The organism is Coleofasciculus sp. F4-SAH-05, from assembly GCF_040222985.1.
GTDB lineage: Bacteria > Cyanobacteriota > Cyanobacteriia > Cyanobacteriales > Coleofasciculaceae > Coleofasciculus > Coleofasciculus chthonoplastes.
Genome location: NZ_JAVKBY010000085.1, coordinates 1 through 26,837 on the forward strand (window position 1 = coordinate 1; position 26,837 = coordinate 26,837).

The 26,837-nt window shown below is 44.2% G+C and carries 25 protein-coding genes and 1 pseudogene; 14 read left to right on the forward strand and 12 right to left on the reverse strand.

Annotated features, from left to right (window positions below; genetic code table 11):
* Positions 1–235 precede the first annotated feature (235 nt).
* Entirely contained in the window at positions 236–1,915 is a 1,680-nt protein-coding gene (locus RIG27_RS10350; RefSeq protein WP_446344877.1) for a transglutaminase domain-containing protein, read from the reverse strand.
* 195 nt (positions 1,916–2,110) lie between these two features.
* On the opposite strand from RIG27_RS10350, the gene RIG27_RS10355 reads away from it, so the two are divergent.
* From RIG27_RS10355 to mutL, 9 genes are all read left to right on the forward strand, one after another.
* A complete protein-coding gene (locus RIG27_RS10355; RefSeq protein ID WP_446344879.1) occupies positions 2,111–2,911 on the forward strand; it encodes a DUF928 domain-containing protein in 801 nt (266 codons plus the stop codon).
* Positions 2,912–2,968: 57 nt separating this feature from the next.
* Positions 2,969–3,205, forward strand: coding sequence for a hypothetical protein (locus RIG27_RS10360; protein ID WP_446344881.1), 237 nt, complete (start codon positions 2,969–2,971; stop codon positions 3,203–3,205).
* 281 nt (positions 3,206–3,486) lie between these two features.
* Entirely contained in the window at positions 3,487–4,275 is a 789-nt protein-coding gene (locus tag RIG27_RS10365) for a DUF928 domain-containing protein (protein ID WP_446344922.1), read from the forward strand.
* A 237-nt stretch (positions 4,276–4,512) separates the two neighbouring features.
* A complete protein-coding gene (locus RIG27_RS10370) occupies positions 4,513–5,349 on the forward strand; it encodes a DUF928 domain-containing protein (protein ID WP_446344883.1) in 837 nt (278 codons plus the stop codon).
* Positions 5,350–5,365: 16 nt separating this feature from the next.
* Positions 5,366–6,184 (forward strand): DUF928 domain-containing protein, encoded by an 819-nt coding sequence (locus RIG27_RS10375; protein ID WP_446344885.1) that lies wholly within the window; start codon positions 5,366–5,368, stop codon positions 6,182–6,184.
* 340 nt (positions 6,185–6,524) lie between these two features.
* Positions 6,525–7,136, forward strand: a complete 612-nt coding sequence (locus RIG27_RS10380; RefSeq protein WP_446344887.1) for a hypothetical protein — start codon at positions 6,525–6,527, stop codon at positions 7,134–7,136.
* Positions 7,137–7,330: 194 nt separating this feature from the next.
* Positions 7,331–10,039 carry an OmpA family protein gene (locus tag RIG27_RS10385; RefSeq protein WP_446344889.1) on the forward strand — a complete coding sequence of 903 codons (2,709 nt, stop codon included), beginning with the start codon at positions 7,331–7,333 and terminating at the stop codon, positions 10,037–10,039.
* A gap of 125 nt (positions 10,040–10,164) precedes the next feature.
* Positions 10,165–10,671: a Rab family GTPase gene (locus RIG27_RS10390; protein WP_446344891.1), complete on the forward strand. Its 507-nt coding sequence runs from the start codon at positions 10,165–10,167 to the stop codon at positions 10,669–10,671.
* Between the two features lie 296 nt (positions 10,672–10,967).
* On the forward strand, positions 10,968–12,776 hold the full coding sequence (gene mutL / locus RIG27_RS10395) for a DNA mismatch repair endonuclease MutL (protein ID WP_446344893.1): 1,809 nt from the start codon (positions 10,968–10,970) through the stop codon (positions 12,774–12,776).
* Positions 12,777–13,083: 307 nt separating this feature from the next.
* Here mutL and RIG27_RS10400 read toward each other — a convergent pair whose 3' ends face one another.
* The 10 genes from RIG27_RS10400 to RIG27_RS10445 form a co-directional block, all read right to left on the reverse strand.
* Positions 13,084–13,911 (reverse strand): Uma2 family endonuclease, encoded by an 828-nt coding sequence (locus RIG27_RS10400; RefSeq protein WP_446344895.1) that lies wholly within the window; start codon positions 13,909–13,911, stop codon positions 13,084–13,086.
* Between the two features lie 154 nt (positions 13,912–14,065).
* Entirely contained in the window at positions 14,066–14,869 is an 804-nt protein-coding gene (locus tag RIG27_RS10405) for a hypothetical protein (protein ID WP_446344897.1), read from the reverse strand.
* On the reverse strand, positions 14,844–15,065 hold the full coding sequence (locus RIG27_RS10410; protein ID WP_446344899.1) for a hypothetical protein: 222 nt from the start codon (positions 15,063–15,065) through the stop codon (positions 14,844–14,846). Before RIG27_RS10410 ends, RIG27_RS10405 begins: the two co-directional genes overlap by 26 nt.
* Entirely contained in the window at positions 15,058–15,300 is a 243-nt protein-coding gene (locus RIG27_RS10415; protein ID WP_446344900.1) for a hypothetical protein, read from the reverse strand. The genes RIG27_RS10410 and RIG27_RS10415 overlap by 8 nt, the downstream gene beginning before the upstream one ends.
* Positions 15,301–15,520: 220 nt before the next feature.
* Entirely contained in the window at positions 15,521–16,483 is a 963-nt protein-coding gene (locus RIG27_RS10420) for an AlbA family DNA-binding domain-containing protein (protein ID WP_446344902.1), read from the reverse strand.
* Positions 16,484–16,536: 53 nt separating this feature from the next.
* Entirely contained in the window at positions 16,537–16,854 is a 318-nt protein-coding gene (locus RIG27_RS10425; protein ID WP_446344904.1) for a DUF4926 domain-containing protein, read from the reverse strand.
* Between the two features lie 22 nt (positions 16,855–16,876).
* A complete protein-coding gene (locus tag RIG27_RS10430) occupies positions 16,877–17,014 on the reverse strand; it encodes a hypothetical protein (RefSeq protein ID WP_446344906.1) in 138 nt (45 codons plus the stop codon).
* 71 nt (positions 17,015–17,085) lie between these two features.
* Positions 17,086–17,490: a PIN domain-containing protein gene (locus tag RIG27_RS10435; protein WP_446344908.1), complete on the reverse strand. Its 405-nt coding sequence runs from the start codon at positions 17,488–17,490 to the stop codon at positions 17,086–17,088.
* Positions 17,490–17,732 carry a hypothetical protein gene (locus RIG27_RS10440; protein WP_446344924.1) on the reverse strand — a complete coding sequence of 81 codons (243 nt, stop codon included), beginning with the start codon at positions 17,730–17,732 and terminating at the stop codon, positions 17,490–17,492. The genes RIG27_RS10435 and RIG27_RS10440 overlap by 1 nt, the downstream gene beginning before the upstream one ends.
* 143 nt (positions 17,733–17,875) lie before the next feature.
* Complete coding sequence (locus RIG27_RS10445; RefSeq protein ID WP_446344910.1) at positions 17,876–20,089, reverse strand: phosphoketolase; 2,214 nt, start codon at positions 20,087–20,089, stop codon at positions 17,876–17,878.
* Positions 20,090–20,230: 141 nt separating this feature from the next.
* On the opposite strand from RIG27_RS10445, the pseudogene RIG27_RS10450 reads away from it, so the two are divergent.
* Positions 20,231–20,416: pseudogene (locus tag RIG27_RS10450) on the forward strand (cytochrome P450); the annotation flags it as partial.
* Positions 20,417–20,584: 168 nt separating this feature from the next.
* Here RIG27_RS10450 and RIG27_RS10455 read toward each other — a convergent pair.
* Positions 20,585–20,986: a penicillin-binding transpeptidase domain-containing protein gene (locus RIG27_RS10455; protein WP_446344912.1), complete on the reverse strand. Its 402-nt coding sequence runs from the start codon at positions 20,984–20,986 to the stop codon at positions 20,585–20,587.
* Positions 20,987–21,192: 206 nt separating this feature from the next.
* Here RIG27_RS10455 and RIG27_RS10460 point away from each other — a divergent pair, with 206 nt between their 5' ends.
* From RIG27_RS10460 to RIG27_RS10475, 4 genes are all read left to right on the forward strand, one after another.
* Positions 21,193–21,585, forward strand: a complete 393-nt coding sequence (locus tag RIG27_RS10460) for a hypothetical protein (RefSeq protein ID WP_446344914.1) — start codon at positions 21,193–21,195, stop codon at positions 21,583–21,585.
* A 354-nt stretch (positions 21,586–21,939) separates the two neighbouring features.
* The gene (locus tag RIG27_RS10465) at positions 21,940–23,235 is read left to right on the forward strand and encodes an NB-ARC domain-containing protein (protein ID WP_446344916.1); all 1,296 of its coding nucleotides are present in this window, start codon (positions 21,940–21,942) and stop codon (positions 23,233–23,235) included.
* A 210-nt stretch (positions 23,236–23,445) separates the two neighbouring features.
* A complete protein-coding gene (locus tag RIG27_RS10470) occupies positions 23,446–25,197 on the forward strand; it encodes a protein kinase domain-containing protein (RefSeq protein WP_446344918.1) in 1,752 nt (583 codons plus the stop codon).
* A gap of 148 nt (positions 25,198–25,345) precedes the next feature.
* Entirely contained in the window at positions 25,346–26,323 is a 978-nt protein-coding gene (locus RIG27_RS10475; protein WP_446344920.1) for a tetratricopeptide repeat protein, read from the forward strand.
* The last annotated feature ends 514 nt before the right edge of the window (positions 26,324–26,837 follow it).

Here is a 26,837-nt window from a genome sequence, read left to right on the forward strand (position 1 = left end):
TTGTCATTTGTCATTCGTCATTTGTCATTTGTCATTCGTAGAAAAACAGGGCATCAAAACCATGTCCTTGAACGCCGCGAAGGATGAGTCGGGGAGGGCGCGAGTTACATCTGGATGTAACCCAAAACGATAATAGTGAAACCCACCCCTACACTCAGAAAGGGCGGGTTTTGAACAAATGTTATCATCAATAGCAAAACGAAAGCCCACAAACCAGCCCCTACATTCGGCAAAACTATTCTCCCGGAGGTGGTAATTCTTCGAGAATTTTGAACCGGACATGATTAATCGCTAAATCCCCAATCGAAACCTCTTCCTTGTTAACTGGAACACCTTGACTGGTCAGGGTTTCAAACGTAATTACTTTACCAATTTCTACATGATACCAAGCCAATCCCATAAAAAATCGAGTCGGGTAAGGTCCACCTTCGCGAGTATCATCGGGATTAGATTCCATGGGAACCCAACCAAATCCTGGTAAGTAAAATTCCATCCAAACATGATTAAAATCAGGTTGTAAGGGAATGTCTCGTTGATCGGGATGGGCGGGACATTTGTAACGACCAACGGTACGACAAGCAATCCCACTGAGACGGGATAGGGCTAACAAGACACCGAGATACTCCCCACAGGAACCAATTCCTCGCGCTAACACCACATCTGGGGTATCGATATGGGGTTTGATTCCATAAGCGAGTTGGTCATAGACATAATTGCGAATACTATACATTTGTCGCAATAAATTCGTTTCTCTACCCGCAGCGTCAAGGGCGGCGCGGCGGATGATTTCGGTATCCATGGCTAACTCGTCATCATCCACCAAGTAGCGGGATTTGTATTCAATTGGCAATTCTGGCGTATTTTCTAAATCTCTGGGCGTAATCCGATATTTGATACTCCAGACTTCTAGAAGCGCCTTCCAGCCAAATAAATGCCGTTCTCCGGGGCCGAGGGTATCGAACTTAAACACCGCCACCCGCTGATTGCCTTGGATTTCTTCGGTGAAGGGAATCCCAACGGCTTCAATGGCGCGGATTTTTTGGCGTGGGGTTTCTGAGGGTAAGGCGATGCGCCATTCTATGTCCTGGAGGGCTACGTTGTCTAAGGGAGAGAGTTCCTCCACATAAGACATTTCAATTAAATAGCCATTAGAGAGGGCATAGCGTTCCTCGGCATTGTAGTGAAAGTACAGAGGATGAATAAACGTGCGATCGCGATATTGGAGTTCATGATTAGGTTGGGCGTTGGGATTATCGCGGATATAGGGTTCAACGCTAGCATAGGCGACATAGAGAATCTCCTGATCGGAAAGCGGGTTTCGGTAGAAGGTTAAACCCGTGGGATTCTCAAAAGGAGTTAAGACGCTGAAAATAATGTTTCCGGTGGCGCGATCGAGACAATACACGGTTTGTTCTTCCTGATCCGAGAGCCAAAGTTCCTCATCCCGCACCGTAATCTTCTCCATGCCAATTCCTGGGGCATATAAGCGGGTAATCTCCTGCCCGGTATCCCGACTGTAAATCAGAATATACCCCATTTTTTGACAGGTGATATAGACCGTCGAGTCCTTGAGTGCAATACCATTGGCGGTGTAGGGTAATGTCAGGAAATGCTGAAGCTGGAGATCGCCGTTGAGTTGGCAATAGTATACACTCTCTTTCCGCGTCAACCACAGCGTATCACCTACGATGGCTAAACCCGTCGCATCGGCAAAATCGAGATCCGGCGAGGAATTCAAAATTTTGGTATCGTCAGTTTGGGGGTTGATTTGCAACAGATAGCCACTCGTGGCATCGATGGCAATCAATTTTTCTCCCCAAAAAGCAATACCCTGTAGGGCAGCCGCCCCAATCGGTCTGATGGTGTGGAAAGATTTCAATTTAGGTGACACAGAGGAATCAGGATTAGGAATCATGATCAGTCTATATCAAGATTTAGATTTCAGCGTCGCCATCTATACTCAGGTGGTGTCAATACCCCCTGATTTAGTCAGATGCTCCGGGCGTGCATCTGCAATATTTTAAAGGTGCGATCGCACCTTTGAACATTGGTTGTTATGGGGTAGCCATTTTCATTCAATAATTTTATTGACAAAAAAAGTTTTTTATGTATGCTGAAACTCATCCGTTTTTTCCCACACAAACTAGCCATAACCGCTTTAGTAACATTGCTTTTAATCGTGGGGTTGAGCCTGAAAGAGCCAGTTCGGGTACAAGCGCAGTTAAGCAATGCCTCGATCAGTTCTCAGTTACCCGATCAATGGGAATCCGCGCCACTGCCTAATTCTGGTGATTCAGGTCTACAAGATAGCAGCAATTTACCGTTTGCGGGTTGCCTCAGCAATTATCCCATTGCCTTAGTACCGGCGTCTGGTATGGGACAAACACTGGCGGAGTATCCCACCATCTTTTGGTATCTACCCCGGACAAGGGCTTGGGGCATGGAGTTTAAGTTAACCAATAGTGATAGTCAGGAAATTTACTCGACCAAATATGCCTTTGCCCATGGCACCTCAAACGATGATCAGGGACAAGATGCCCAATTGGTCGTTGGCACGCCCGGTATACTCAGTTTAACCATACCGAGATTAAAGGGTAGTTCTCTGCCACTGAAAGTGGATCAGAAGTATGACTGGACTGTAAGAATAATCTGTAACCCCAATGATCCATCTGGTGATGTTTATATGGCAGGCACAATCCGGCGAGTGTCAATTGACCCTACCCTAAGCCGTCGCTTACAGCAAGCACCACCTGAGGAGCGTGTGGTACTTTACGCAAAAGAACGACTGTGGTATGAAGCGTTAGGGACGTTGGTGAAACTCCAGCGCGATCGCCCGAATGATCCGGCGGTGATTGCGGCTTGGGACAAACTGCTGAAGTCTGTCGGGTTAGATATGATTCTACTCGGATAAGCTCTAATTTCTGTTCCCCCTGCTTCTAGACGCGCCCTAGCACGTCTGGAACATTGGATGCCCAGTTTCTCTAGTCCTTGTCGCCTTGGAGGACAAGGGCGAATTCCCCATCTCGCAGGAATTCATGTATTTCACCCCAGTGAGAACAGTTATATCTTTACAAAAGATTTAAATTTTCAGGCGATAGAAGCATGGAAATCAGGAATTGGCTTTAAGAGTGATGAAGATTTAGATAAGAGTCGAAACAACGTTCCGGGATTACCCATGTCTAACGTTAAAATAGTAACAACTTAAGACAATGGTACTGATATAACCAGGGGTCGTAGTCAGACCAAAAGTGGGCTAGCATGATTTGCAGCGTTTACGACAAACTCTTAATTCAGCAACATTTCCCTTAAGGTAGATGCTTGCCTGAGCCAAAACGGTGATTATGTCTGACGGAAACTAACCTGGGTCTGGAACCTTGGCTTCTGCTCTAACATCTATATACTAAAGACTCGGTTCTACGAGCATATATCTGAATTATGACTTGTTTCACCCGCTTATCACACCTAACATTCTTAACAATAGCTTTGATGCTAGGACTAGCCACCAAGCTAGTCGCTCAAGTGCCAACCCAGGTTAGGACTACCTCTCTGGGTGCTGAACTACCAACTCAGTGGGAATTCAAAACTCCAGAAGGTTCAACACCTGAGCCGATTCCTGTGAATCGACAAGCGGGTGGAACGCGAGGGCCAGAGAATTGTACGCCGAATAATCAATCACTAATTGCCCTAGTTCCAGAATCATTGATCGGTAAAACCCTAGAGGAATATCCCAAATTATTCTGGTATATGCCATCAACAACAGCATCGGCAGTCGAGTTTGTACTGAAAAATGCTAATGATGAAGAAATTTACCGGGTTAAGTATTCCTTGGAGCAGTCGGTGACAGGGGCAACACAGATGCCGAGAATTATGAGTTTAGCGATTCCTACTTCTGCTAATCTTGCTCCCCTGAAAACGAATCAGCTATATTACTGGCAATTAGCATTGGTTTGTGACGCCCTGGATCGTTCAGCAGATATGGTTGTGGGTGGTGGGATTAAGCGAGTTGAACCGAGTCTAACGCTAAAAATGCGGACTCAACAGGCAACTCCTCAAGAACGAGTGGCACTCTATGCCAAGGAATTGCTCTGGTATGACACGTTAGACACCTTGGTAGAACTCCATCAGGATTTTCCCAATGATCGCAACGTGCAAACCGCGTGGAACAAGTTATTGCAATCAGTCGGTTTACAAAGTCTTTCTGAGCAATTAAATCCAGACAGGAGTGCTGCTTTAACTGAATCGTTGTCTAACTCAGGAGCTACTTCTGTTGAATAAAACAACCAATACAAAGATAGGGAAAAACTAACATAAAGATTCAGATAAAAGTGCAACCTCAGGTTTCAGTTCACTCCCTATCTCAAGCTAGAATAGAACTATTCAGGCAAATTATTCGGCGAGAAACCTGAAAATTCTGCAATTATCATCCCTGTTGTCGGAAGGTTAAGTATCTGCTCAGACAGATTTTCCCAAAAACTTTGAAAGACTCTGATAAAGAAGGAGTTCTAAATTATTATGGCTTGGTTTACCCATTCATCCCGTTTTACAGTCGCTTTAGCGCTAACCCTTGGACTTGTGGCTAATGTTCCCGCTGGGGTACAAGCACAGTTAGGGGGTTCACCCCTCAGCCGTGATATCCCCACAGAATGGGAATTCACGCCGCCAGACAGTCAAGGTCCAGATATCGCCCGTAGTAGACAAGCTGGTGGTACAAGAGGAGTTTGTATCGCAGACAAAGACAAAGAGCAAGTTCCGATCGCATTGGTTCCTATGTCCGTCGGCAAAACCATGGCTGAGTATCCTACTCTCTCTTGGTATCTACCGAAAAACACAGCTTGGGGAGTAGAGTTGACGGTGCGGAATGCAAATGGTGAGGAAATTTATTCGACGAAGTATGCTTTCGCCCATTACACCGGACAAGATTCTCAGGGAGATGAAAAACAATATGTTGTCGGCGCTCCCGGTATTATGAGCTTAACGTTGCCTAACTTAGAAAGTAGTGTCCTTCCACCAGAGACGGGTCAGAAATATAAGTGGACATTGGGACTAATTTGTAATCCTGGAGATCCATCCAGTATTGTATATGCTGATGGTGCGTTCGAGCGCGTGGAACCTGATCCCAATCTGGTACGCCGCATTCAACAAGCAACGCCGGAACAGCGAGTGGCTATCTACGCTAAAGAACGACTTTGGTATGAAACCTTGAATACCTTAGTGGAACTGCGTCGCGATCGCCCGGATGATCCCGGTGTCAAGGCGGCATGGAGCCAATTGCTCCGTTCAGTCGAATTAGACGTAGACGTAATTTCTGAAGAACCAGTAGCTCAGGGTGGCAGAACCAATCCGAATTAATCACTGAGTCACTGTCATGGTACATAAGCGACGTCCTTTTTATCGATTTTCTCTCGCTGTGGGGGTAAAACTGGCGCTATTTGCCGCAGGGTTTGCCCTGATCCACAGCCCCCAAATTCTCCAGGCTCAAGGAATACCCCAAACCTGGACAACCAACAAATATGAACCGCCAAGGGGAATTGGCTCGGCGAACCGTGTCGAAGGAGGGGCAACCCGAAGTGCTGGAGGAAATTGTCCCGTTGTCGGTAAACCGTTAACGGCTTTAATGCCGAGCGATCGCTTTGGTACAACTGTTGCGGCTTATCCCAGCTTTTTTATTTACTTACCAGCCTCACCCAATCCTGGTACACCCTTACCTGTGGAGTTTGTCCTGGAAGATAGCGAGGGAAATCTCGTTTATCAAAGCAAATTCCGTACCAATGGCAAGTCAGGAATCATCACCTTAAATCTACCCCACGACGTTAGCTTATCACCGTTGGCAGTGGGTGAGGATTATCGTTGGATGTTCTCGATTCTCTGTCCGCCCGAGGCGGAACGCTCTAATGATCTGGTGGTTGAAGGATGGGTGAGACGGGTAACTATCAATCCTACCTTAGAAACTCAGTTAGCGCAGGCATCACCGACAAAAAAAGTGGAACTCTATGCTGAGGCAGAACTGTGGCAGGATACTCTAACACAGCTCGTTGAACTGCGCCGCAATTATCCGAGTGATTCGGAGGTGGCGAATCAGTGGGTCAACCTTTTGAACGCGGCGGGACTTAGGAATCTGGTGGGTGAGTCACTCGCCTCCCAGAATACGCCTGTTGATATACCCTTATCATCGTCACAACCGTAGTCACTCGAAATTGATCCACTAAAATAGTGCAATCGATTTTACCCACCATCCGTAGGGGCACGATATATTGTGTCCCTACGATTCATATAAAACCTAATTTGTCAAGTATTTATAGCTGAATAGGTAATCTCAGAAAACTATGGTTAAACTCGATAAAAATAGGGACGGCAATAAAATAGATAACTGACTCAGAAGGAAAGACTCTAACTTGAAAGATTCTGACTGATATTTTAGATATAGCAGCAGTGTTATAGTAGTGTCACCACCCGATCGGGGGATATTGACCGCCAACCTATCAAGTTGAGCCAAACAGACGTTTAACCAAGTGAGAGGGAAAAGTATGGCAGAAATCAGTAAAGAACAAATGCGCGAGCGCCTAGGCAATATTGACCAGATCCGAGATATCATCTTCGGCGCTCAATTACGAGAGTACGATAGCCGAATTGACAAAATTGAATCGAACCTGGCATTGATCCAGCAAGAAATGCGCGATCGCATCGAGCAAACCAAGACTGTCTATGCGACAGAGTTACGAGCCGCCGTAGATTCCCTGGAGAAAAAACTGAAGTCGCTGAATATGACGGTTCAAAACGATAATTCAGAGATTCGGCAAACCATCGATATGGTTAACAAAAAGTTTTCCGGCAATCTGGAATCACTGGATAATAATTTAGAAAAACAAACCAATAATTTGCATAACGAACTCTCAGAAACTCGTGAAAAACTCCAAGATGATATTAGAAGCCTGAGATCATATATTTTTGAAGAACTCGAACGGCGCTTTTCCTTAATTAACGAAGGCAAAGTTGCTAAAGATGATATGGCAGATATTTTGTTTGAATTAGGATTAAGAATTAAAGGAACGGAGTTTGCTCCAGAGCTGAAAGAAGCAGCGGGTAGTGATGTGGATGTTGATGTTAGGCTTTTAGAAGCAAGTCCTCTATCTCAGTAAGATAAGCAATAACAGAGGACATGTTGCCATTTACTCAAGTTGCTAGTGATTAGTTTCAGCCAAATGTTGGCTCAAAGCTAGCAATGGTGTGGATGTTCTTAATGAATAGGATTAGAATTGAGTCAAATGCCAACTTTGACTCAATTTGTCATTTACGAACTCGGTGCCGATATAGAATAAGGCAGGATCAAATTATGGCTTTACCAGGAAAAAAGGGATCTGGCATATCCCAGCTAGAAGGCTTGCTGGATTTATTGATGGATTTACAAGATCCTAACTCGACTGAAGCCACCGCACCAGAAATGTCTTCCGCTCAGAAGAACGGGGAAACTCAGGGTAAATCTCATACTGATCAGTTAAAACAACAGGAAGTTGTAGAAGCGGGTAAAGACGTTCCGGTGGAACCTCTGGAAGTAAGGGAAGATAAAAAATCGCCGCCGTTGTCAGAAACCTTACCTCAATCGCCAGAATCCGACGATAAGTCAGACTCTACTAATCTAGCAGACTCTTCACGCCATCTGGAAAAATCAACGCCAGACCTAACCCCCCCCCATTCAAAGCCCTCTCAAGAGCAGGAGAGAGATTTGGAGAAAGGTTTTCCAGATCCCGTGCCAAGTAAAACTCATTTAGAAGAATCACAGCCAAATTCCACGGATCATTTCGATTCAGAGGAGACTCAAACAGCATTAGAGGGTTTATCAAATGGGGAAAATGAATCATTATTTGACCATGCAACTCACGATCGATCCTCCACTCAAAACTTTAACCCCTTGCATCAATCTCAATTCAACCCAACCTCACCTGAAACCTTGTCTAAACAATCTACTGAATCCAGCAATTATTCAGTTCCTGAGCAACTTCTAACCGCGCTAGACTCCCTGAATCAATCGTCCTTCAATTCATCAGAAAATGGAACAACATCCTCATCCTGGTTGACCGAATCTGATCAGTCGCCAACCGAAGACTCTGACCAGTATTTTGAATCATCATCTCAGCTTCAATATGTACCAGAAAACGCTAACCAGGAATCCATTGTCGCTTATGATGCAAATATCGAGGATGAATTTGAACGCTTGCAAAAATTATTGTTAACACCGGATATTCTCGATTCGCAAGAAGGCATTGAACTGCTAAAAGAAAAATTTTCATCTTTAGAAAGCCAGATTTATGATCCAAGTAATTTAATTAAATTAATGCTGCCATTAATCACTCAAATTTTAAGCATGAAAATTGCTGAAGCTAGAGAAGAAATGGCAAGTGCGATCGCGCCCATTGTGGATCAAATGATCGAGGCGAAAACCAAAGAAGATAAAGAGGGCATCTGTTCCGCCTTAGCGCCGATTATCCCATCTGCCGTTAACTATCAAATTCTCAGCAACCCCGGTGAATTTGCCCGAGCAATTGCCCCGGAAATGAGTGCGGCGATTAAAGAACAAATTGATATTGAACGGGATACGATGGTAGACGCCCTTTATCCAGTCATGGGCGGGACATTCTATAAATATTTGTCCGAAGCGATGCGGGCGATTGATCAGAAAGTGGAAAACTCCCTAAGTCCCCAGGGAATTGCTCGCAAAATTCGGGCAAAAAGTCAGGGAATCTCTGAAGCGGAACTCATTTTTAAAGAGTCGATGCCCTTTAGCATCAAAGCGATTTTTCTGATCCACAAAGCATCCGGATTAGTCATTGCTGAAGTTCAACCCTTTGGCAAACAACAATTAGAGTCAGATATGGTGGCAGGGATGCTGACAGCCATTCGCAGTTTTGTCAATGATTGTATTATGCAATCCGGTGAAATCTCCGAACTGGATCGCATCGAATACGGACATTGTGACATTCTCTTGGAAGTCGCCGGATACTGTTATCTCGCTGTGGTGACACAAGGCGATCCCCCACAGTCATTCATCGACAAAATGCGCGAGGCGTTGGGCACCATTGTTCTGCGCCATGGGAAGGCGATGGAATCATTTGATGGTGATCCAGATAATGTACCGGAGCAAATCCCGTCCCTTCTGGAATCATTAACTCTGGTTAATCCTAAATCAGAACAGTCACCGCGTAAAGTTCCTGTTGCCTTGTTAAGCCTTTGTGCTGCTGTATTGGGTATAATTTTTATTCCTTGGGGTATTCATCTACATCGCAGTGGCGTCAATCAGCAGTTTGAGGAAGAAACCGCCGTCGCGTTAGCCTCCGATCCCGAACTTGCTGTCTATCGGTTAAACGTCGATGCACAAGGCGATACGATTACCCTATCAGGCAAATTACCGAATCAATATCTAGTCGAAAAAGCTGGACAAATTGCCCAAACGACTATACCAAATGGTGAGATAGATAATGATATCATTGCCATCAAGGTTCCACCCGATCTCGTCGAAGTTGCCGCCGAGGTTGATCGTGTCACCGCTATTCTCAATCAAACCGAACGTTTAGCAATTTGGACAAATTTTCAAGATGGTCAAGTTACCGTAGAAGGTAGCGTGATTCAGGTCAAAGATGCCCAGAAAATTACCCAGGCTTTAGAGAAAATTCCGGGAGTAGACTCTGTAACCAACACCGTGCAACTGCAACCTCTAGCCTTAGCCTCTCGCATCTACTTCGATCTCAATTCCGCCGAATTAAAAGCGTCAGAACAAGCCAAAATGGACGCCTTGACCGCATTCCTCAACGATTACCCCAACCAGTCACTCCGAGTCATTGGTCATAGTGATCCCAGTGGCACACCCTTAGAAAATCAGGAATTAGCCCTCGAACGAGCAAAAGCCGTGACTGAGGTACTGGTGCGTCAAGGAATCGATGCGAGACGCTTAGAAGTTTCCGGAACCACCAAACCCCCCACAGGCGTGTATGATGATGAACCCCATAAATACAGCCGATTTGTCGAATTTGAGGCGATCGCACGTTAAAAGCATAAGTAGTTGGACATAATTAAAGTTAAACATGAGGACAAGGGAACAGGGAACGGGGAACGGTAAGAAGGATTACCCTGAACCAATGTTACCAATGACCAATAACCAATAACCAATAACCAATGGCTAAAATATCAAAAAAAATTTGTCTCGTCGGTGACTTTGGCGTGGGCAAAACTAGCTTGATTCGCCGTTTCGTCGAACGCCAGTTTAGCGATCAGTATCTGTCCACCGTTGGTGTGAAGATTTCTCGGAAAACCCTAGAATCCGTAAATTTACAGTTGCTTATCTGGGACTTGGAGGGACATACTAAATTTAAATCCATTGCTCCTAGTTACTTACAGGGGGCGAGTGGTGTCATCGTCGTTGCTGATGTCAGCCGCATGGAAACCGTTGAGCGATTAGATGAACACGTTAACCTGTTTTTCTCGGTTAATCCTAAAGGCAAAATTGCCATTGCCTTAAATAAATCGGATTTAGTCGAACCGGAAAAAATGAACCAACTGGTTCAATTCGTTCAGGATAAAGACATAAATTCCGAAGTCGGACTTTATCAAACCTCAGCGAAAACAGGTGCTTATGTCGATAAAATTTTCCAACAACTTGCTGATCAAATATTAAAAGCTTAGGATTTTTATGATCTAGAAGGTTCACTGAATTTCGTCTATGTCGGTCGGGAAGGGATTGGCATTCCTTTAAATGACACAGATTAACACAGACAAGTTAATAATTTGCCCGATAATCTAATCATCTTTTGTCCATTGATAACTAACGCCTCCGTGAAATCAGTGTGACTAACCTCTCACACCCTCTCCGCTACCGTTTCAATAAATCCGTGAAATCAGTGTTTACAGGGCTGGTTTTGAGAAAACGTTATCATCAACAGCGAAACGCAACAGTGCTAACCCCGCCCCTACTGCAAACTATGACTGGTTCTATTCAAACCCTACCAATGGAGGTTGTTAACTTAATTGCGGCTGGCGAGGTGATTGATTCCTTAGCCGCCGTGGTACGAGAATTAGTGGAAAATGCTTTGGATGCTGGGGCGACGCGCATCGCTGTGGCTGTATGGTTTGATTTGTGGCGCGTGTGCGTGGCAGATAATGGCACGGGTATGGACTTGACAGATTTACAAAAAGCTGCATCGGCACACAGCACCAGCAAAATTCAAAGTCGCGATGATTTATACAAGATTACCAGTTTGGGATTTCGCGGTGAAGCCCTGCATAGTATTGCCGCGTTAGCCGAATTAGAAATATGCAGCCGACTGACAGGTTTTGAGGGATGGCGCTGTACGTATAATACGCAGGGGGAAGCAGAAGAAACAGAAGCGGTTGCGATCGCGCCAGGTACAGTGGTGACTGTCTCGAATCTATTTGGCAAATGGCGTCTGCGTCGTCAGGGATTACCGTCGAGGAGTCAACAACAACGCATAATCCAAGCCACGATACAGAATATAGCCCTTTGCCATCCCTCAGTTACCTGGCAAGTTCAGCACAGCGATCGCTCCTGGTTTACAATTAGTCCGGGTAAAACGGCTCAACAGATCATCCCGCAACTCCTCAAACCAGTGCGCGTGCATGATTTGCAGCAATTAACCCTAGATGTTCCCACACCAGAGGAGGGGAGCCAAGGTGCAGGGGAGATGGGGAGATGGGGAGGTGAGGGCGGGTTTACTAACATCAAGGTGACAAAAAAGGATAGTAGTGAAACCCGCCCCTACTTTCGGCAAACCATGCCCTTGAGCGAAGCGAAGGGTCAAAACTCCACACTCTCCTTGGTTTTGGGATTACCCGATCGCTGTCACCGTCGCCGCCCAGATTGGGTTAAAGTAGCCACCAATGGACGATTAGTGCGATCGCCAGAATTGGAACAGACGATTCTAACCGCCATGGCGAGAACCTTACCGCGCGATCGCTATCCGATTTGTTTTATTCACCTACAAATTTGCCCCAGCCAAATTGATTGGAATCGTCATCCCGCCAAAGCCGAGATTTATCTGCATTCTCTTTCCTATTGGCAAGAACAGATTAGCCAAGCCATTGAACAAGCCTTGCGGATTGGGGCGGAAAATTTTGACACCGCCTCTCAATCCCATCGCGTCGGCAAATTACTGACAGCCTCGGCAAAAAAGGGCGTTTATCACCTGGATGAGTCACCAAAACAGGAGCGTAATCCTTCGGATATTGGCTTAGTGGAATTAAAAGCCGTTGCCCAAGTACGTAACATGTATATTCTGGCAGAACATGATACAGGAATGTGGTTAATTGAGCAGCATATTGCTCATGAGCGAGTCTTGTACGAACAACTGTGCGATCGCTGGCAACTGGTTCCCCTAGAACCCCCCGTAATTCTCAACCATTTAACCCCCGTTCAACTCGAACAACTGCAACGGATTGGGTTAGAAATAGAACCCTTTGGCGATCAACTGTGGGCTGTTCGCAACGCACCCGCCCTACTACATCAGCGAGACGACTGTGCTGATGCCTTATTAGAACTCAGTTTAGGTGGAGACTTACAAAACGCACAAGTTGCCACAGCTTGTCGCAGTGCAATTCGCAATGGCACACCCTTAAATTTAGACCAGATGCAGACATTATTAAATCAATGGAAAATGACTCGCCACCCCCGCACCTGTCCCCACGGGCGCCCAATTTATTTACCCTTGGAAGAATCAGCGCTAGCTCGTTTCTTTCGTCGTCATTGGGTGATTGGCAAAAGCCATGGAATTTAAAGCTTGTAGTTGCGCTGTCTTCGCCATAATCGTATAGCTAGAGTAGTTAACTTAAGCCCTTAACTAAAGTTAGGGCTAAAAGCTAAAACCCGTTAAAACGGGTTCAATTTTCTGGGCGCGTTGAGAGTTGAGTTGTCAGCCATAGCGCAATTCCATAACCGTGATCACGGAAACCGCAATGTCATAATAAATCCGGGTTAGCTACCCCCGTTATAACCCAGTCCGCGCAGGCGGACTTTGTTTGTGTAGCAGCGATTTCAATCGCCGTGACCAAAGGGGGTAATTTAACATGAGATTAACCGGGAAATTACTGTCGAATCGCATTAATAAACGCCATTCTCGCCTCAACTATATCAGACATTAACACACAGCGCACCAGCAACTCTAAATCCAAGTTAGGTAAAAACTCACTGCGCTCAACTTGCTCATAGTCATTTTGCCGAAAACGGTAGATTAAAATTTTATTCTTTTGCCAAAACCAAACTTCAGGAATTTGAAACCGCTTGTACTTTTTGAGTTTATCCGTTCCGCCACTGGTGAGAGCCACTTCAATTGCCAGATCAGGATGGTCTTTCTTTGTGCCAATATAGTAAGATTCATCGGGAGCAAAGGAAGCACCTTTCGTTTCAGCTTCACGAGTGGCATTGCCAATGGGGATAAATTGAATCCCCTTTTCAAATAAGTAGGCTTCTAGGAGAATCGCTAGAAATTTTTTAATCATTTCATGGTCTTCACCTGTAGTCATGAACTCCACACACCCATCCAAATAAGTTAGTTTTAATCCAGGAACCTCTTGCATCACGGCTTGAATTGCCTTGAATTGCTGCCAATTATAACGACCGGGTAAGATAAAATACTGGTCGTTGACTGGGTTGAGTTGTTCTGTAAGTTGTATAGTCATAGTGTTATATCCCCAAAAACCGCTGGCATTAACCAAAATATTTTTTTTGCCTGTCGTTGTAATAAATTGAGGTAATCTTTCCTGCTGGAAGATATATTTAAATTCTGAGCCAGCCAATCGACTGATATAATGCAACGCTTGCAGTACTGATGTTTTTCCAGCACGGTTTTGCCCGACGATGGTTAGATAACATCTCTTCTTGAGTAAGCAGACTGAGTTATTATATCGTCTCATCCCGTAGTTTTTCCTGCACCCACAAATTCAATAGCTTAGTTGGAGAAATACCCCGACGTTTGGCAACGGCACACATTTGTTCTGATAACCTTTTATCAATAATGTAGTAATTTACTTCAGGTTGAAGGTTACCTTTAAACTCAACTGGATAAGACTATTGCCAATAATCATCTAGGAGCTGATCATACCATAATCTCTCTATCTCTTCATAAAAAATAGCATTTAACAGAGGATTTATAGTTATTTCATAATCTTCTTCGTTCGGGAGTATCCATGTTTCTTGTAAGTGATCCGATTTTAGGTTTTGACGATAAGACACTAATGATTCACCAATAATCATCTCTTTAGTAACTACTGAGAATTTTTTGTTCCAATTGGCAACCAGTTCAAAATAAGCAGCCGCATCTTCCAAGCAATATTCAAACATATTTAATAGACAATCTATCCATCCGTTACTTTTGGCAAGTATTTTTTTTGTGTTTTTGCGAAAATATTTGCCATTAATTTTTTTATTGGATTTCACTCCCAGGTTTTTGAACAGTTTATTTAAACCTTGGCGCTTTATTTCTTTATTGATTTTTGCAAAATCAAAAAAATTGATGTCAAGCTGTTGTGATTTTATCGAGAGACAGTTTAATCTCCTCTTTAATGTAAGGAAGTCACTATCCTTGATATTGAATCCAATAAAAATTTTATTCTTTAACGCATAAATATCACTTATGATTTCATTAACCAGTTGCTTCTCTTCATTTTTATATTCTAAAAATTTAATTTTTATAAATTGCTGCTTACTTGACTTGAGGATTCGAGTAATGGTATAGCCATAGATTCTTTGTACGGGTTTTTTATTTACATAATCTGGCCAAAATTCTAGATCAATAAAAACCAAGTCATATATAGAACCATCGTGAAAATTGTTAACAAAATTACCATCAAGTTTTTTTTCTATCTTGTACATATTTAATGACTCTCAATGTAACCTCACAATAATCAGCTTCTGTGTTAGCACAGCCGACAATTAATTCCATTTGTGTGACTATACTAATCGCCAAGCTAGAACTTGATTTCAAGTTTTGCAAACAGGTAACGGCGTCAGAAATACCACGACCAGCATCAATCAGTATGTCGGTATCTACAATAGTTGGATTAGCCACGGGATTTTGACCACTCGTTTTCTCTAACACTACGCACCCAAGCCGTACTATTAGCTAAATCTTGACTATCTCGCCACATCCCAATGAATGGATCATTGATTAAATCAATATTGTCTGTTTGAGAGGCAAGTTCAGTTTCCCTGTATTTTTTTAAAAAAGCGATGAAGTTTATAACTTGACGTTGTGCTTCAGTCGGCAGGGACAAAAACTCATTCAAGAACTCTTCCTGTGTCATGGTGTTACCTCGTTAAAACTCGTGTTGAGTATCTAATTTAAAATTAGAGATCCTTATCATCCTGGTTTCGCGTAACGATAATAGAATTTGCTATTGTGTTTAACTTTCGTGTGACATGATCAGTGTCCAGTACCACCCGCTTGCGTTGGGTTACTCTTTGAGAATGCTCCGCCTACTTTACTCAACTAATTTTATACTACAATCTACACAATATGAACCGTCATTGTTCTTTTGGGTAAGGCAATGTCTTAGTTAAGACAACTGGGCGATCAGTATCAGTTGGTAAAAGATGAATGAAAATACGAACATCACAATTTTTGGCATTCTCCGGCAAGGATGGTCTTCCTGCTGTTGCTTCTAGTACAAGCTTACCAGGAGCATCAATTATAATTTCGTGTGCTGTACTTTGAATTGTTAAAGAACCAGGTATCTCTGTATTTGCCCATGTATTTGCCCATCTATAATACTTACCTGTAGCAGGCTCTAATTCGAGCCAATTAGATTGAATTGTTGTAATTCCGCTAATTTCAAACTCTGCCTTACATCGGTGAAACGGAATAACTATACGGTTCTTGTTTTTAGGAACAATATACAATTCTAAACTCAACCGTAATTCATCAGGAGTATAAACTCCTCGAGAGTCTCTTTCTTCTATTGTTGCTGTAAGGTCACAATCAATAATTTCAATCTCTGGTAGCCGTTCGAGTGGTGCTAGTAATCGAATCAGATCAGAACGATGTGCTGATCTTATCGATGTGTTTTCACGCCAAGGAACTTCAAGCTCAACAGCACCTGCGCCTTTAGATCCATAAACTGGATTTTTAACGACAAAAGGAGCGCGATCAGTTTCAAAAAGTAAAGCTACAACTGTTTTCCCATCTACAGGAATATTTAAGGGTGTCATTCTTGGCGCTAGTTCATTAAAGCAAGACTCTACAGTGGAATACCAACTAGCAAGATCGGTGGCATTGACTCCAATAACACCTTGGTTTTCATCAACACCTATTAACCAAAGTATATTTTCTCCTCGCGCCGCATTTGCATGACCTGCTATTCGACGAGCCGCTTTTTCTTTTTCTATCCAATCTCGCTTCAACTCAACTAGAAAATCTTCGTTAGGTTGACCCTTTTTGACGCAATCAATAACTCTCAATGCCCAGCTTTCAATTTGTCTCGGATTCATTTCTACTTGTTTCTATTTCTGCTATATAAATTAGGGCTTCATTTGTTTTTTATTCATTTTGCTATCTTCTCTCTTTGTAAGAGAAAATCAAGGTACTCCTCCAATTGTTGCTGTCTTAATTCTGATAGCTGACGCAACTTGCGTAATATGATTTCTTCCCGCTGCCACTGAACAAGGGGGATAATTTGCGAGGCGGCAACCTCGATTGTCACTTGAGGCACATCAAATCCTTCCAAGCTGTATCCATCCTCTTCACCTTCAGCCTTATGGTAATATTCCACAATTGTCGCAACATCTCCCCGTTTCAGATTGTATTCAGGTAAGTCCTGAGCCAGGGCAACTTGGGAAAACAGAGGGTATTGTACTTTCATGAATTCGCTCCTTTATCTGTCACTATGGAATGAAGAAGCGACCAACCGCAATATAGTTTTCAATGTCCATTACAATCTCGATGAGGCGTTCAACACATCGCTCTCGATAGTCAAATTCGTCAAGGCGATCAAGACGACCAATTGTAACAACAGAATACATCTATGATCGCCTTTTTCAGCTTGCTTCATTGTGCGTGATATCCAAAATTTTGCTCTTAAAATAATGCTCTTCTATAACTGTCGCCAGTTTTCAGTTTGTAAACCAGGAACTCGATCAAATTCCCGTTGGTTGGCAGTGATCATGACGAGGTTGTACTGAAGGGCAGTAGCCGCAATTAGCACGTCGTAAGCGCCAATTGGCTGTCCTTGAGATCTGAGAATGGCACGAATATGAGCTACTTGTTCTGCTTCTGAAATGCCAAAAGGAAGCAGAGTAATGGAACTGAGAAAACTGGTAATAACGGGTTCAATTTTATGGGCGCGTTGAGGGTTGAGTTGTAAGCCATAGCGCAATTCCATAACCGTGATTACGGAAACCGCAATGTCAGTTGGTGGTGTTTGCTTGAGTCGGGCTTGGGTACCGGGTTCCCCTTTGATGAAGTCGCTAATGACGCAGGTATCAAGCAGGTAGCGCATTAGAATAACTCCGGTTCGCGGGGTGGTAGAAGTTCATCTCGGTAAGATTCAAATGCTGGAAAGTCAGGATCACCTTTATAGCTAAGGATAGTATCTGACCAACAGGCAACTTTGCTTTGGGTTGTTTGAGTCAGTTGACGCAAGGATTGGAGGATAAAGCTTTCAAGGGGAATATTGAGTTGGGTAGCTTGTTGAATCAGGTTTTGCTCCAGATCTTTGGGGATGTTTATCGTGATTTGCATGGGTTTTCCTTGTTCAATTATTGTTTGCAGAGATAGTGAGCTAGTCATAAATTATGTTTTAACCCTCATTTTTGACTCTATCATAACAATCCCCTACCCAAGCCTAACTCAGGTAGGGGAAAGCCAACTAATTCACCTCGATTCTAGCCAACTAACTCAGTCGCCCGCTTCGCCAAATTCTCAGCCGTTAACCCATTAAATGCCATAATTTCACCAGCACTTGATGCGGTTTCCCCGCGCTTCCAGGCAAAAACATCGCGCTTAACGGTACTCCGTAACATCAACGGTTCCAGCATGGCACTAGCACCCCCAGTTACGCCAATCAACGCATCGCCACCAAACAACTCCTCAAACCTTTGATCATCTAAAAAGTGGCTATCAGGATCTGTACAAGTTTCCCACGCCACATCATGGGGACGATACAAACGCCGAGGACTAATCACGGAAACAACTCGCACGCCAATCCCTTGATTTTCCAGGTGAACGGCTGCATCTAAGACGGGAATCAACGGCATATCGCCAATCACGGCAAACACGACTTTCTTACTCCCTTCGGTGTCATGGAGTACCACACCCCCATCTTTCAAGGCTTGACGGGTTTGTTCAAATGTGGTTAATACTGGTAAAGGTGACTTACTCGCTGTAATCGTAATTCCCTTATTCTTCATCGTCAGCGCCCAGTCATAACACACCTGGATACTATTGGCATCACAGGGAAATAAAGGAAACACATTGCCATTCCGCATCATGGCAGCAAAGTAATTTTCAATCTCTGGACGTTGGTGAGTCCAACCATTGCGCCCTTGTTCTAATGCCCCAGCGGTAAATAAGGTAATTGTAGCCGGTGTTGGACGGCGCAATTCTGCCATGGCTTGGGTAACTGTTTGCCATATCGGTAACCCATTAATCGCGAAGGATTCATAGGAACACCAAAGAGTACGGGAACCAAACAAGGCTAAACTCGCCGCTAACCCCGCACAAGCATCTTCACTTAAGGGTTCGTAAACTTGACCCTTAGGTCCCTGATAATAAAGTTCATCAACGGTAGGATGGAGAATCTTCAGCGCCACGTTAACGTTATTAATCCCAGAGGCGGCATTGCCATCAGCGTTAGAAATGATAAAGTTAGGGTCTTGTTTCCCCACATAGGCAACCAACGCCCCCATCGCTGTTGTTGCGACTTGCTTATCCCCCTTAACGGCAAATTCGTTTAAGGGTAATGTGCCTAAATCCGGTAGGGATAATTCTTTCTCCGTCACCACCTGATGGGACGCTGGCCCCCCAGCGGCGCGTTCAGAGTTGGTGCGTACCAGTTGCCACGCTTCTGGGGGTAAGGCACGCTGTTTCAAGGCCTGGACAATTTCTTCATTGTCTAGGGTATGGTAGGCGTAGAGGTTGTGGGCTTTTGCACCTCGCGCATGGACACCCGCGCCTTTAAGCTGTTTGATAATCAGTACAGTCAGCTTACCGCCCAGGGCAGATTTAGCGGCTTTGTCTGTCGCTTCTAATACGGCTTTGGTAAATTCCAAGCGTTTTTCCCAGGAAAAGGCGGTGCTATCGACGTATTCACCGGGTTGATTGGCGTCGTCAAAGTCTTTGGCATTGACGAGGATAATTTCTTCAAATCCATTGCCTTCCCAGTATTCAATCATCTCGTCGTTGGATTTGGTGGATACCATGCTGTGGTGTTCCTGGGAGTATCCATTCCAAACTAAGATGGGCAGGAAGTTGGTGACGTCGGGATAGGCGGTGTGGAAGTGACCAAAACTACTCATTATGTATGGTTCACCAATTCCCCCATCGCCAATTGTCACGGGGAAGAGGGTATCCCGGTGGAGTAACGCCCCCGCCATGGCGAAATGCTGCCCTTGTCCCAAGGGTCCAGCCGGGTTGAGGAGTCCAGGAATTTGACCGGATAGGTGTCCGAGGAGTCCATGCATTTCCCGGAACCGTTCCCGCATTTGTTGTACCGTTGTAATCCCCATGTCCTCTAGGGATCGGTCTAAGAACATGGTGCTGTAAAAGCCGGGGGCATGGTGTCCCACTTCGGTAATAATATTTTTATAGCCCAGCATGATTAATGCGGCGATGCCTTCGGCGACGCTGGCAAATCCGCCGGGATGACCGGATGCTTTGGATGCAGTGACTTGCAGGATTAGGTAACGCAGGGCATCAGCCGCTAGGAGGGTTTGGAAGACAGCCGCCGGGTCAGATGGAGATGCAATTGCAACGTTGCCCTCAGCAATGGCAGGTTTTCCACCATACGTCTCCAAACCCGGTAAGGCTTGCCCAAAATATTGGATGCCTTCGCAAAAGGCTGGAACGGGTGACGTAGTTTTTGGGGTTGTTGCAGTCATGCTGAGTACCTTAAATAATTGTATCGGTAGATTAACTTTATGAAAATTTTACAATGTTTTGCAACTTAAATGTTGTTAAACTTAATCATTTTTGGGTTATGCAGTGATAATTCTAGATAATCAGACGGGATTCACGGAAGCGGTAGTAGTCGCCGTTGTGTGGGTTTGGCATTGGCGCAGATGGAAATGAAACTGGTTCTGGCGACTATTTTGTCACGTTATCAGTTAGCGCTGAGGGATACCAAACCCGTAAAACCCCAGCGTCGCGGTCTAACCATTTCTCCTTCAGGGGGTGTGCAGATGGTGCTACAGGGAGTCTTATGGTAAGGAGAGGCAACAGGCAAGAGTTTTAAAATTTGTAAGTTTTGGCGACAATTTATAAAATTCCTAGCTGGGTAAAAATTTGCTTGGTCATCTCAAGTCGTTTTTTGCCGCTGGCTTCCTCTTGTTTCCCTTCGAGATTGAGCGCAAAGAAATAAACATCATCGGATTTCTCTAAGTAGCCAACCAGACAACCGAGTATTTCAACGCAGAACGAAGGTTATTTTCCTGTTTCCACTGGGGGGGCCACCAATCTTCGGATGGGTATTTTTGGGAATCGTAAGAAACCGTGATCGTCTCATCTGCGATCGCGCCCGTTTCTAGACTAATTATCGAGTTGGGAATTTTAAAGGTTGACATCGGCGGAAAGTTCTGATTGCAGCGCTCCTCGTTGTAGTAAATGTATTGATTGTCTTGGGGAGTATAAAGAACAAACGCTCCAATCGTGTTGCCAAATATGGGGCTTAAATCGGTGACATTAGCCTGACTGGGAGAAACCAAGGGATTGTATAGAAGGATTGAGAATAAAATTGTGATAACCAATCCGAGAAATACAAGTGGGTGTTTGATTTTCATATCACTTAAGTGAGCCTCTTTGTGGCGTTACAGAAAGGGTTTGAGGGTTGCCGGATAACAGTTTGTCAATTATATTACATGGCGGGCGATCGTACCGTTCCTGAGGTTGAGGGGGTGGAGGAGTAGTCAGTCAGAAGGCGCGATCGCTACAATCAGAATAGATCCATAAGCGATTATCTTAAAATCACAAGAGATTACGTACTCCTATGACCGAAACTCAAGATAAACCAATCAATGAATCGACTCCTACGCCAGATGCGAGTCAAACCAAGTCTGGTAATTTTCTGCAAAATTGGAAATTTAGAGCTGGATTGATCACGACAGCAATTGTTTCAGTTTTTCTGGGTTTCTTCCTGCTGGTTTTCTTCTGGCATCACATTGTTGCTGGGATGGGGATGAAATCTTGGTCAAGTCGTGCTGGTGCAGAACCCATTGAGTGCATGATGAAAGATACCAATAATGATGGTTATGTAAGCTGTAGCGCCATGCGGAACGGTGACGTGGTTCCTCTAGAATGTGGCGTCAGTATCTTTAATATTGGTTGCCGAGTGAATTATGGCGCGGCTGCGGCTCCATCTTTGCGTTCTTCTCCTAGATGATCAATGCAGCGTTAGCCTCCGTGATGGGGTTAACTAAGCCTCACAGTTGGGTTTTTGGTGGTTGAGTGGTGTTTAGGGACAAAAAATGATCCAAAGACCCAATTGTGGCAGATAAAATTCTGAATTAATTCTCACCTTATATAAAATATAAAGGGCGACTAGAAGTCAGATACCCGCCCGGAACCCGGAGTTCAAACTCCGGGCTTATAGCTAAAGTCCATTAAAATGGACTAAGACTAGAGATGCTTCCCTTGATAGTTGGAGAAGGCTAAAGCTTCAACTACGAACGACGAATCGTCGGTTAGCCTCACAGTCTATAATGAGAAGTACAGACTAACGTGAGAACCAAAGACATTGACTTCCCCGATTCCCCCTGAATTCCTGAAAACCTTGACCGATGAACGCGGTGTGTCCTCCACTGAACTGGAGGCGTTATCGTTAGTGCTGACAGGCAAGTCAACTCAGGATGAGATTGCCCGATCTCTGGGGATCACTCCTATCGCCTTGCGGAAGCGACTGGGTGAAGTTTATCGCAAGTTTGAAATTATAGGAACGGGTCCGGGTAAGTTAGTGGAATTGAAACAGCGTCTCATTTCTGCGTATCAAACTCGTCAAACTCAGTCCTCTCGGCGTCGAGATTGGGGAGAAGCGCCGGATATCTCGGTGATGTATGGGCGTCAAGAGGAACTAGAGAGGCTAAAGCAATGGATTGTTCAGGATAACTCGCGCTTAGTCGCCATCCTGGGAATGGGTGGAATTGGTAAAACGACGTTGGCGGTGAACCTGGCGCAGGATATAGAGGAGGAGTTTGAGTTTATTATCTGGCGATCGCTTAGGAATCCGCTACCCCTGGACACCCTTTTAGCGGATTGGCTTATCGCTTTGGGAAATCAGGAAGCATCGGATTTACCCACAGACTTGAATGAGAGATTCTCCCAGTTGCGCGATTATCTTAGCCAACACCGTTGTCTATTTATCCTTGATGATGTGGAGACAATTGTGCGAAGTGGTGATAGATTTGGACGCTATAGTCCTGACTATGAGGAGTACGGGTTACTTCTGAGACAACTTGGTGAAACCTCCCATCAAAGTTGTTTATTACTTTGTTCTCAAGAAACCCTGAGAGATATCCGGCGATTAGAGACAACCCGTCCCTCGGTTCATTCCTTACCACTTAATCCTTTACCCGACGGCGCCGCCCGCCAAATCTTAGCCGAAAATGGGTTAACGGGTGAGGAGAAATGGGATAGTTTGATTCGGGATTATCAAGGGAATCCCTTGGCTTTAAAGTTAGTCGCCGCGACGATTCAAGAGTATTTTAATGGGGATGTGGTGGAATTCACTAACCTGCAAACTATTTTAGTTGATGATATCTTTCGCGAAAACTTAGACCGACAGTTTGAGAAGTTATCGGATTTAGAACAAAAAATTATACAGAGTTTAGCGAGTCAAGACAAGCCTCTATCTCTGAGAACCTTGCACAAAAATAATTCTATCTCGTTTTCGGAATTATTAGAGGTACTGGACTCTTTGCGGGGGCGTTCTCTGATTGAGAAGACTGGGGGGGATAGGAAAAAGACGAGTGAACCCTTTTTTACTTTACAACCGATTATTAGAAAATATGTTAAAACCAGCCAAATGCATGATTAGTAGAAATGTAGCCTTCTATCCTTTTACATTTTCCCCTCTTACCATTTTATTAGACTGACACAGCTAAAATGGTGGATTAGATTTGTTGATTTTATGGGCACACGCCCAGATTTGTTGATTTTATGGGCGCATGCCCAGATTTGTTGATTTTATGGGCGCACGCCATGCGCCCCTACCACTTCTGGATGTAATTCTAATTTATCAATTAAGGTGTGCCACGCCACTACCCTGAATAATCATGTGATTTACTGTATTAATCCCCACTGTAAACAGCGTCAAAATCCCGATGAATTGGAGTCTTGCCAAACCTGCGGCACTCCACTATTGATTTATGACCGATATCGGTTAATTCAACCCTTACGCCGATTAGATTCGCGGAAATATACCGATATCTTTGAGGTGGATGATCAGGGAACTCGGAAAGTGATGAAGGTTCTTAAAGATAATCATAGCAAATTAGTCGAACTATTGGAACGGGAAGCTTTGACGCTGGAACTTTTAAACCATCCAGGGATTCCCAAGGTGGAGAGTGATGGGGATTTTACGGTTTCTGTTAATAGTACCACCGAATTACACTGCCTCGTTCTGGAAAAAATTGAGGGACAGAATTTAGAAGCCTGGGCAAAACAGTATGGGGCAATTTCTCAATCATTAGCCCTCAATTGGTTGAGACAACTTCTAGAGATTCTTGATTACTTGCATCAAAACCAATTCTTTCATCGGGATATTAAACCGAGTAATATTATCCTGAAGCCGGATGGCAGATTGGTGTTGATTGATTTTGGCAGTGTGCGGGAGATTACCGGGACGTATTTAGCTAAACTTCGGGGAGATATTGAACTGACCAAGATTATCTCAGAAGGATACACTGCACCGGAACAAAGGCAGGGTAAATGTTTGCCCCAATCCGACTTTTATGCCTTGGGACGCACGTTGGTTCATTTCCTTACTAATAAACCGCCTAGTTGTCTACCTATTAATTATAATACAGGTCAGTTAATTTGGCAAGATAAAGCACCACAAATCTCTAAACCTTTAGCCGAGTTTATCGATGATTTGATGGCGGATGCGGTGGTAAATCGCCCCCAAAATGTGCAAGCGATCGCGCAAGGATTAACTAGAGTCAGTCTGTGGTTGCGGGGGGTGGGATGCTGGGTGCGATCGCCTCATGGGATAACTGTGGTTTTCATGCTGATTTTAGGATTATTAGGGATAGGATGGTATGAGTTATGGTACTATTCCAAATTTAATTATTATTTTGATCGAGGACGAAATGCACTGATATACAATCGAATAAATGAAGCCAGAATAAACTTAGAACGGGCAATTGAAATTAATCCTCATAGTGCCATAGCCCGTAGTGATTTGGGACTGACTTGTAAGTATCAAGAGGACTTTAAATGTGCTGAAGAACAATTTATTCAAGCTTTAAATTTAAAGCCAGACGCTGAAACAGCGGCAACGATTCACTACAATTTGGGAATACTTTATGAGGATGACGAAAACTTTGATCAGGCGCTGGTTGAATATAAACTTGCCATGCAGGATAAGGGTTATGTCGGGATTGATGCGACGAACAATTTTGCCCGTCTGCAAATTTGGCAAAAGCAGAATTATGATGTAGCCGTTAATCTCCTACTTAAGGCTTTACAGCGTACAGAAAGTCTTGGTTTAGATGAAACAGAAAAAAATAGTCTCCAATCCATACTATACAAAAATCTCGGTTGGGCGCGTCTGGAACAAAATCGCGGTAAAGATGCCGAGAACTATTTAAAAAAAGCTATTATGTTAGATAGTAAGCAAGCGGCACCACATTGTCTTCTCGCCCAAGTTTGGCAAAACCAGGGGGATGATACAAATGCGTTGATATATTGGAAAAATTGTCGTCAGGCTGAGTCGAGAGGATTACCTGAAGTACAGGTATGGCAAGCGGATGCATTAGATTATTTAAATGCACAGTAATTCTCTGAAGAACAACGGAACGGTGCGTTACGCTGCGCTAACGCACCCTACGATTTTGTTCATGCAAGCTATATGGCTAGAAATGTTATCGTTAATGTCTATACAATGATATTAATGTCTTGTGCTGCTACCCTGCTTTTGTGTTACTATGAAGCCTAAGGTATTATTTCCCTTAATTGTCGCATTCAGCTTAACAACGGGAATCGAGAGCATTATCTGGCAACGTGCGATCGCGGATACCTCAAGTCCCAAGCCAATCTGCCCAGAAAATGGTCCTTGTCGTTTCCCTCGTCGCAGTGGTTTGACGGATATTCGGGTTATCACTCCCCCTAGAGGTTCACTGCTAAATCCTCAACCTACCTTATCTTGGACACCGTTAGCCGATAGTCAAGAGTATACTGTTCGTTTGTTGCGATCGGGGGAAACTGTCTGGGAATTACCGAATGTGCAAGACACCGAAATTCCCTATCCGGCGACTCAATCTCCCTTAACCCCTGGGATTAATTATGAATTGATGGTTGAGGCGGATGGAAAGGCGGGGAAATCGATGTTTAGACTGATGACACCTAGCCAAGCTGAATCTGTAATGGCTGAGGTGGAAAAGATTCGTCAGCAGAATCTGAGTGCAGATGAAATGGCTTTGCAACTTGCCCAGGTTTACCAAGATTATGACTTGATGACAGCCGCGATTCAAACGCTAACAGACGCGATTGATACAAATAGCCAGAGTTTGGAGGTTTATCAGAGTCTGGGGAGTTTATATAATCAATTGGAGCTATCGAGAGTAGCTGAAACAGTATATCAAGAATCCCTAGATTTGGCAAGCAGTCGTCAAGATATTGCGGGACTTGCCCAGGCGCAAATTGGACTGGCGAGATCCTTTGTGGCGCAGGAAAATTTACCGCAAGCTGTTGAGGTGTTAATGGCTGCCTACAGCAATTATCAGCAGTTAAATAATGCTGAATTGATTCCGCAAGTTGCCCAGTTTTTAGGGGAAGTTTATGAAATGGATAATAATTATGAAGCGGCGCGGCGTTGGTATCAAGACGCTAAGGCGGGATATGAGGCAATTGGGGATGAACAGCGGATTGATAACATAGAAAAAGCGATGCGGCGATTAAATTAATTTGTCATTTGTCATTTGTCATTTGTCATTTGTCATTTGTCATTGACTCAAACGCTTTAGACGTAGACGTAGGGTGCGTTAGCGAAGCGTAACGCACCATCTGTTAATTTTAGGTTGGCATGAGTATTATATTTTTTAACGCAGAGGAGCGCAGAGGTTCGCGCAGAGGTTCGCAGAGGGGGTTGAAGGATTTGGGTCAATTTTTTGTAGGATTCGGAGAAAAGTGGGAATGATATTGGTTTTTGCAGAGGTGTTATGTTTGTAGTAAGGGAACCTTAGCCTTAGATTCCGTTGGGTTGAGCAAAGTCGAAACTCAACTTACAACTCTAGTGGTGCGTTAGCAAAGCGTAACGCACCCTACAATTTTGCTATAAACAAAATGACGAATGACGAATGACGAATGACGAATGACGAATGACGAATGACGAATGACGAATGACGAATGACGAATGACGAATGACGAATGACGAATGACGAATGACGAATGACGAATGACGAATGACGAATGACGAAT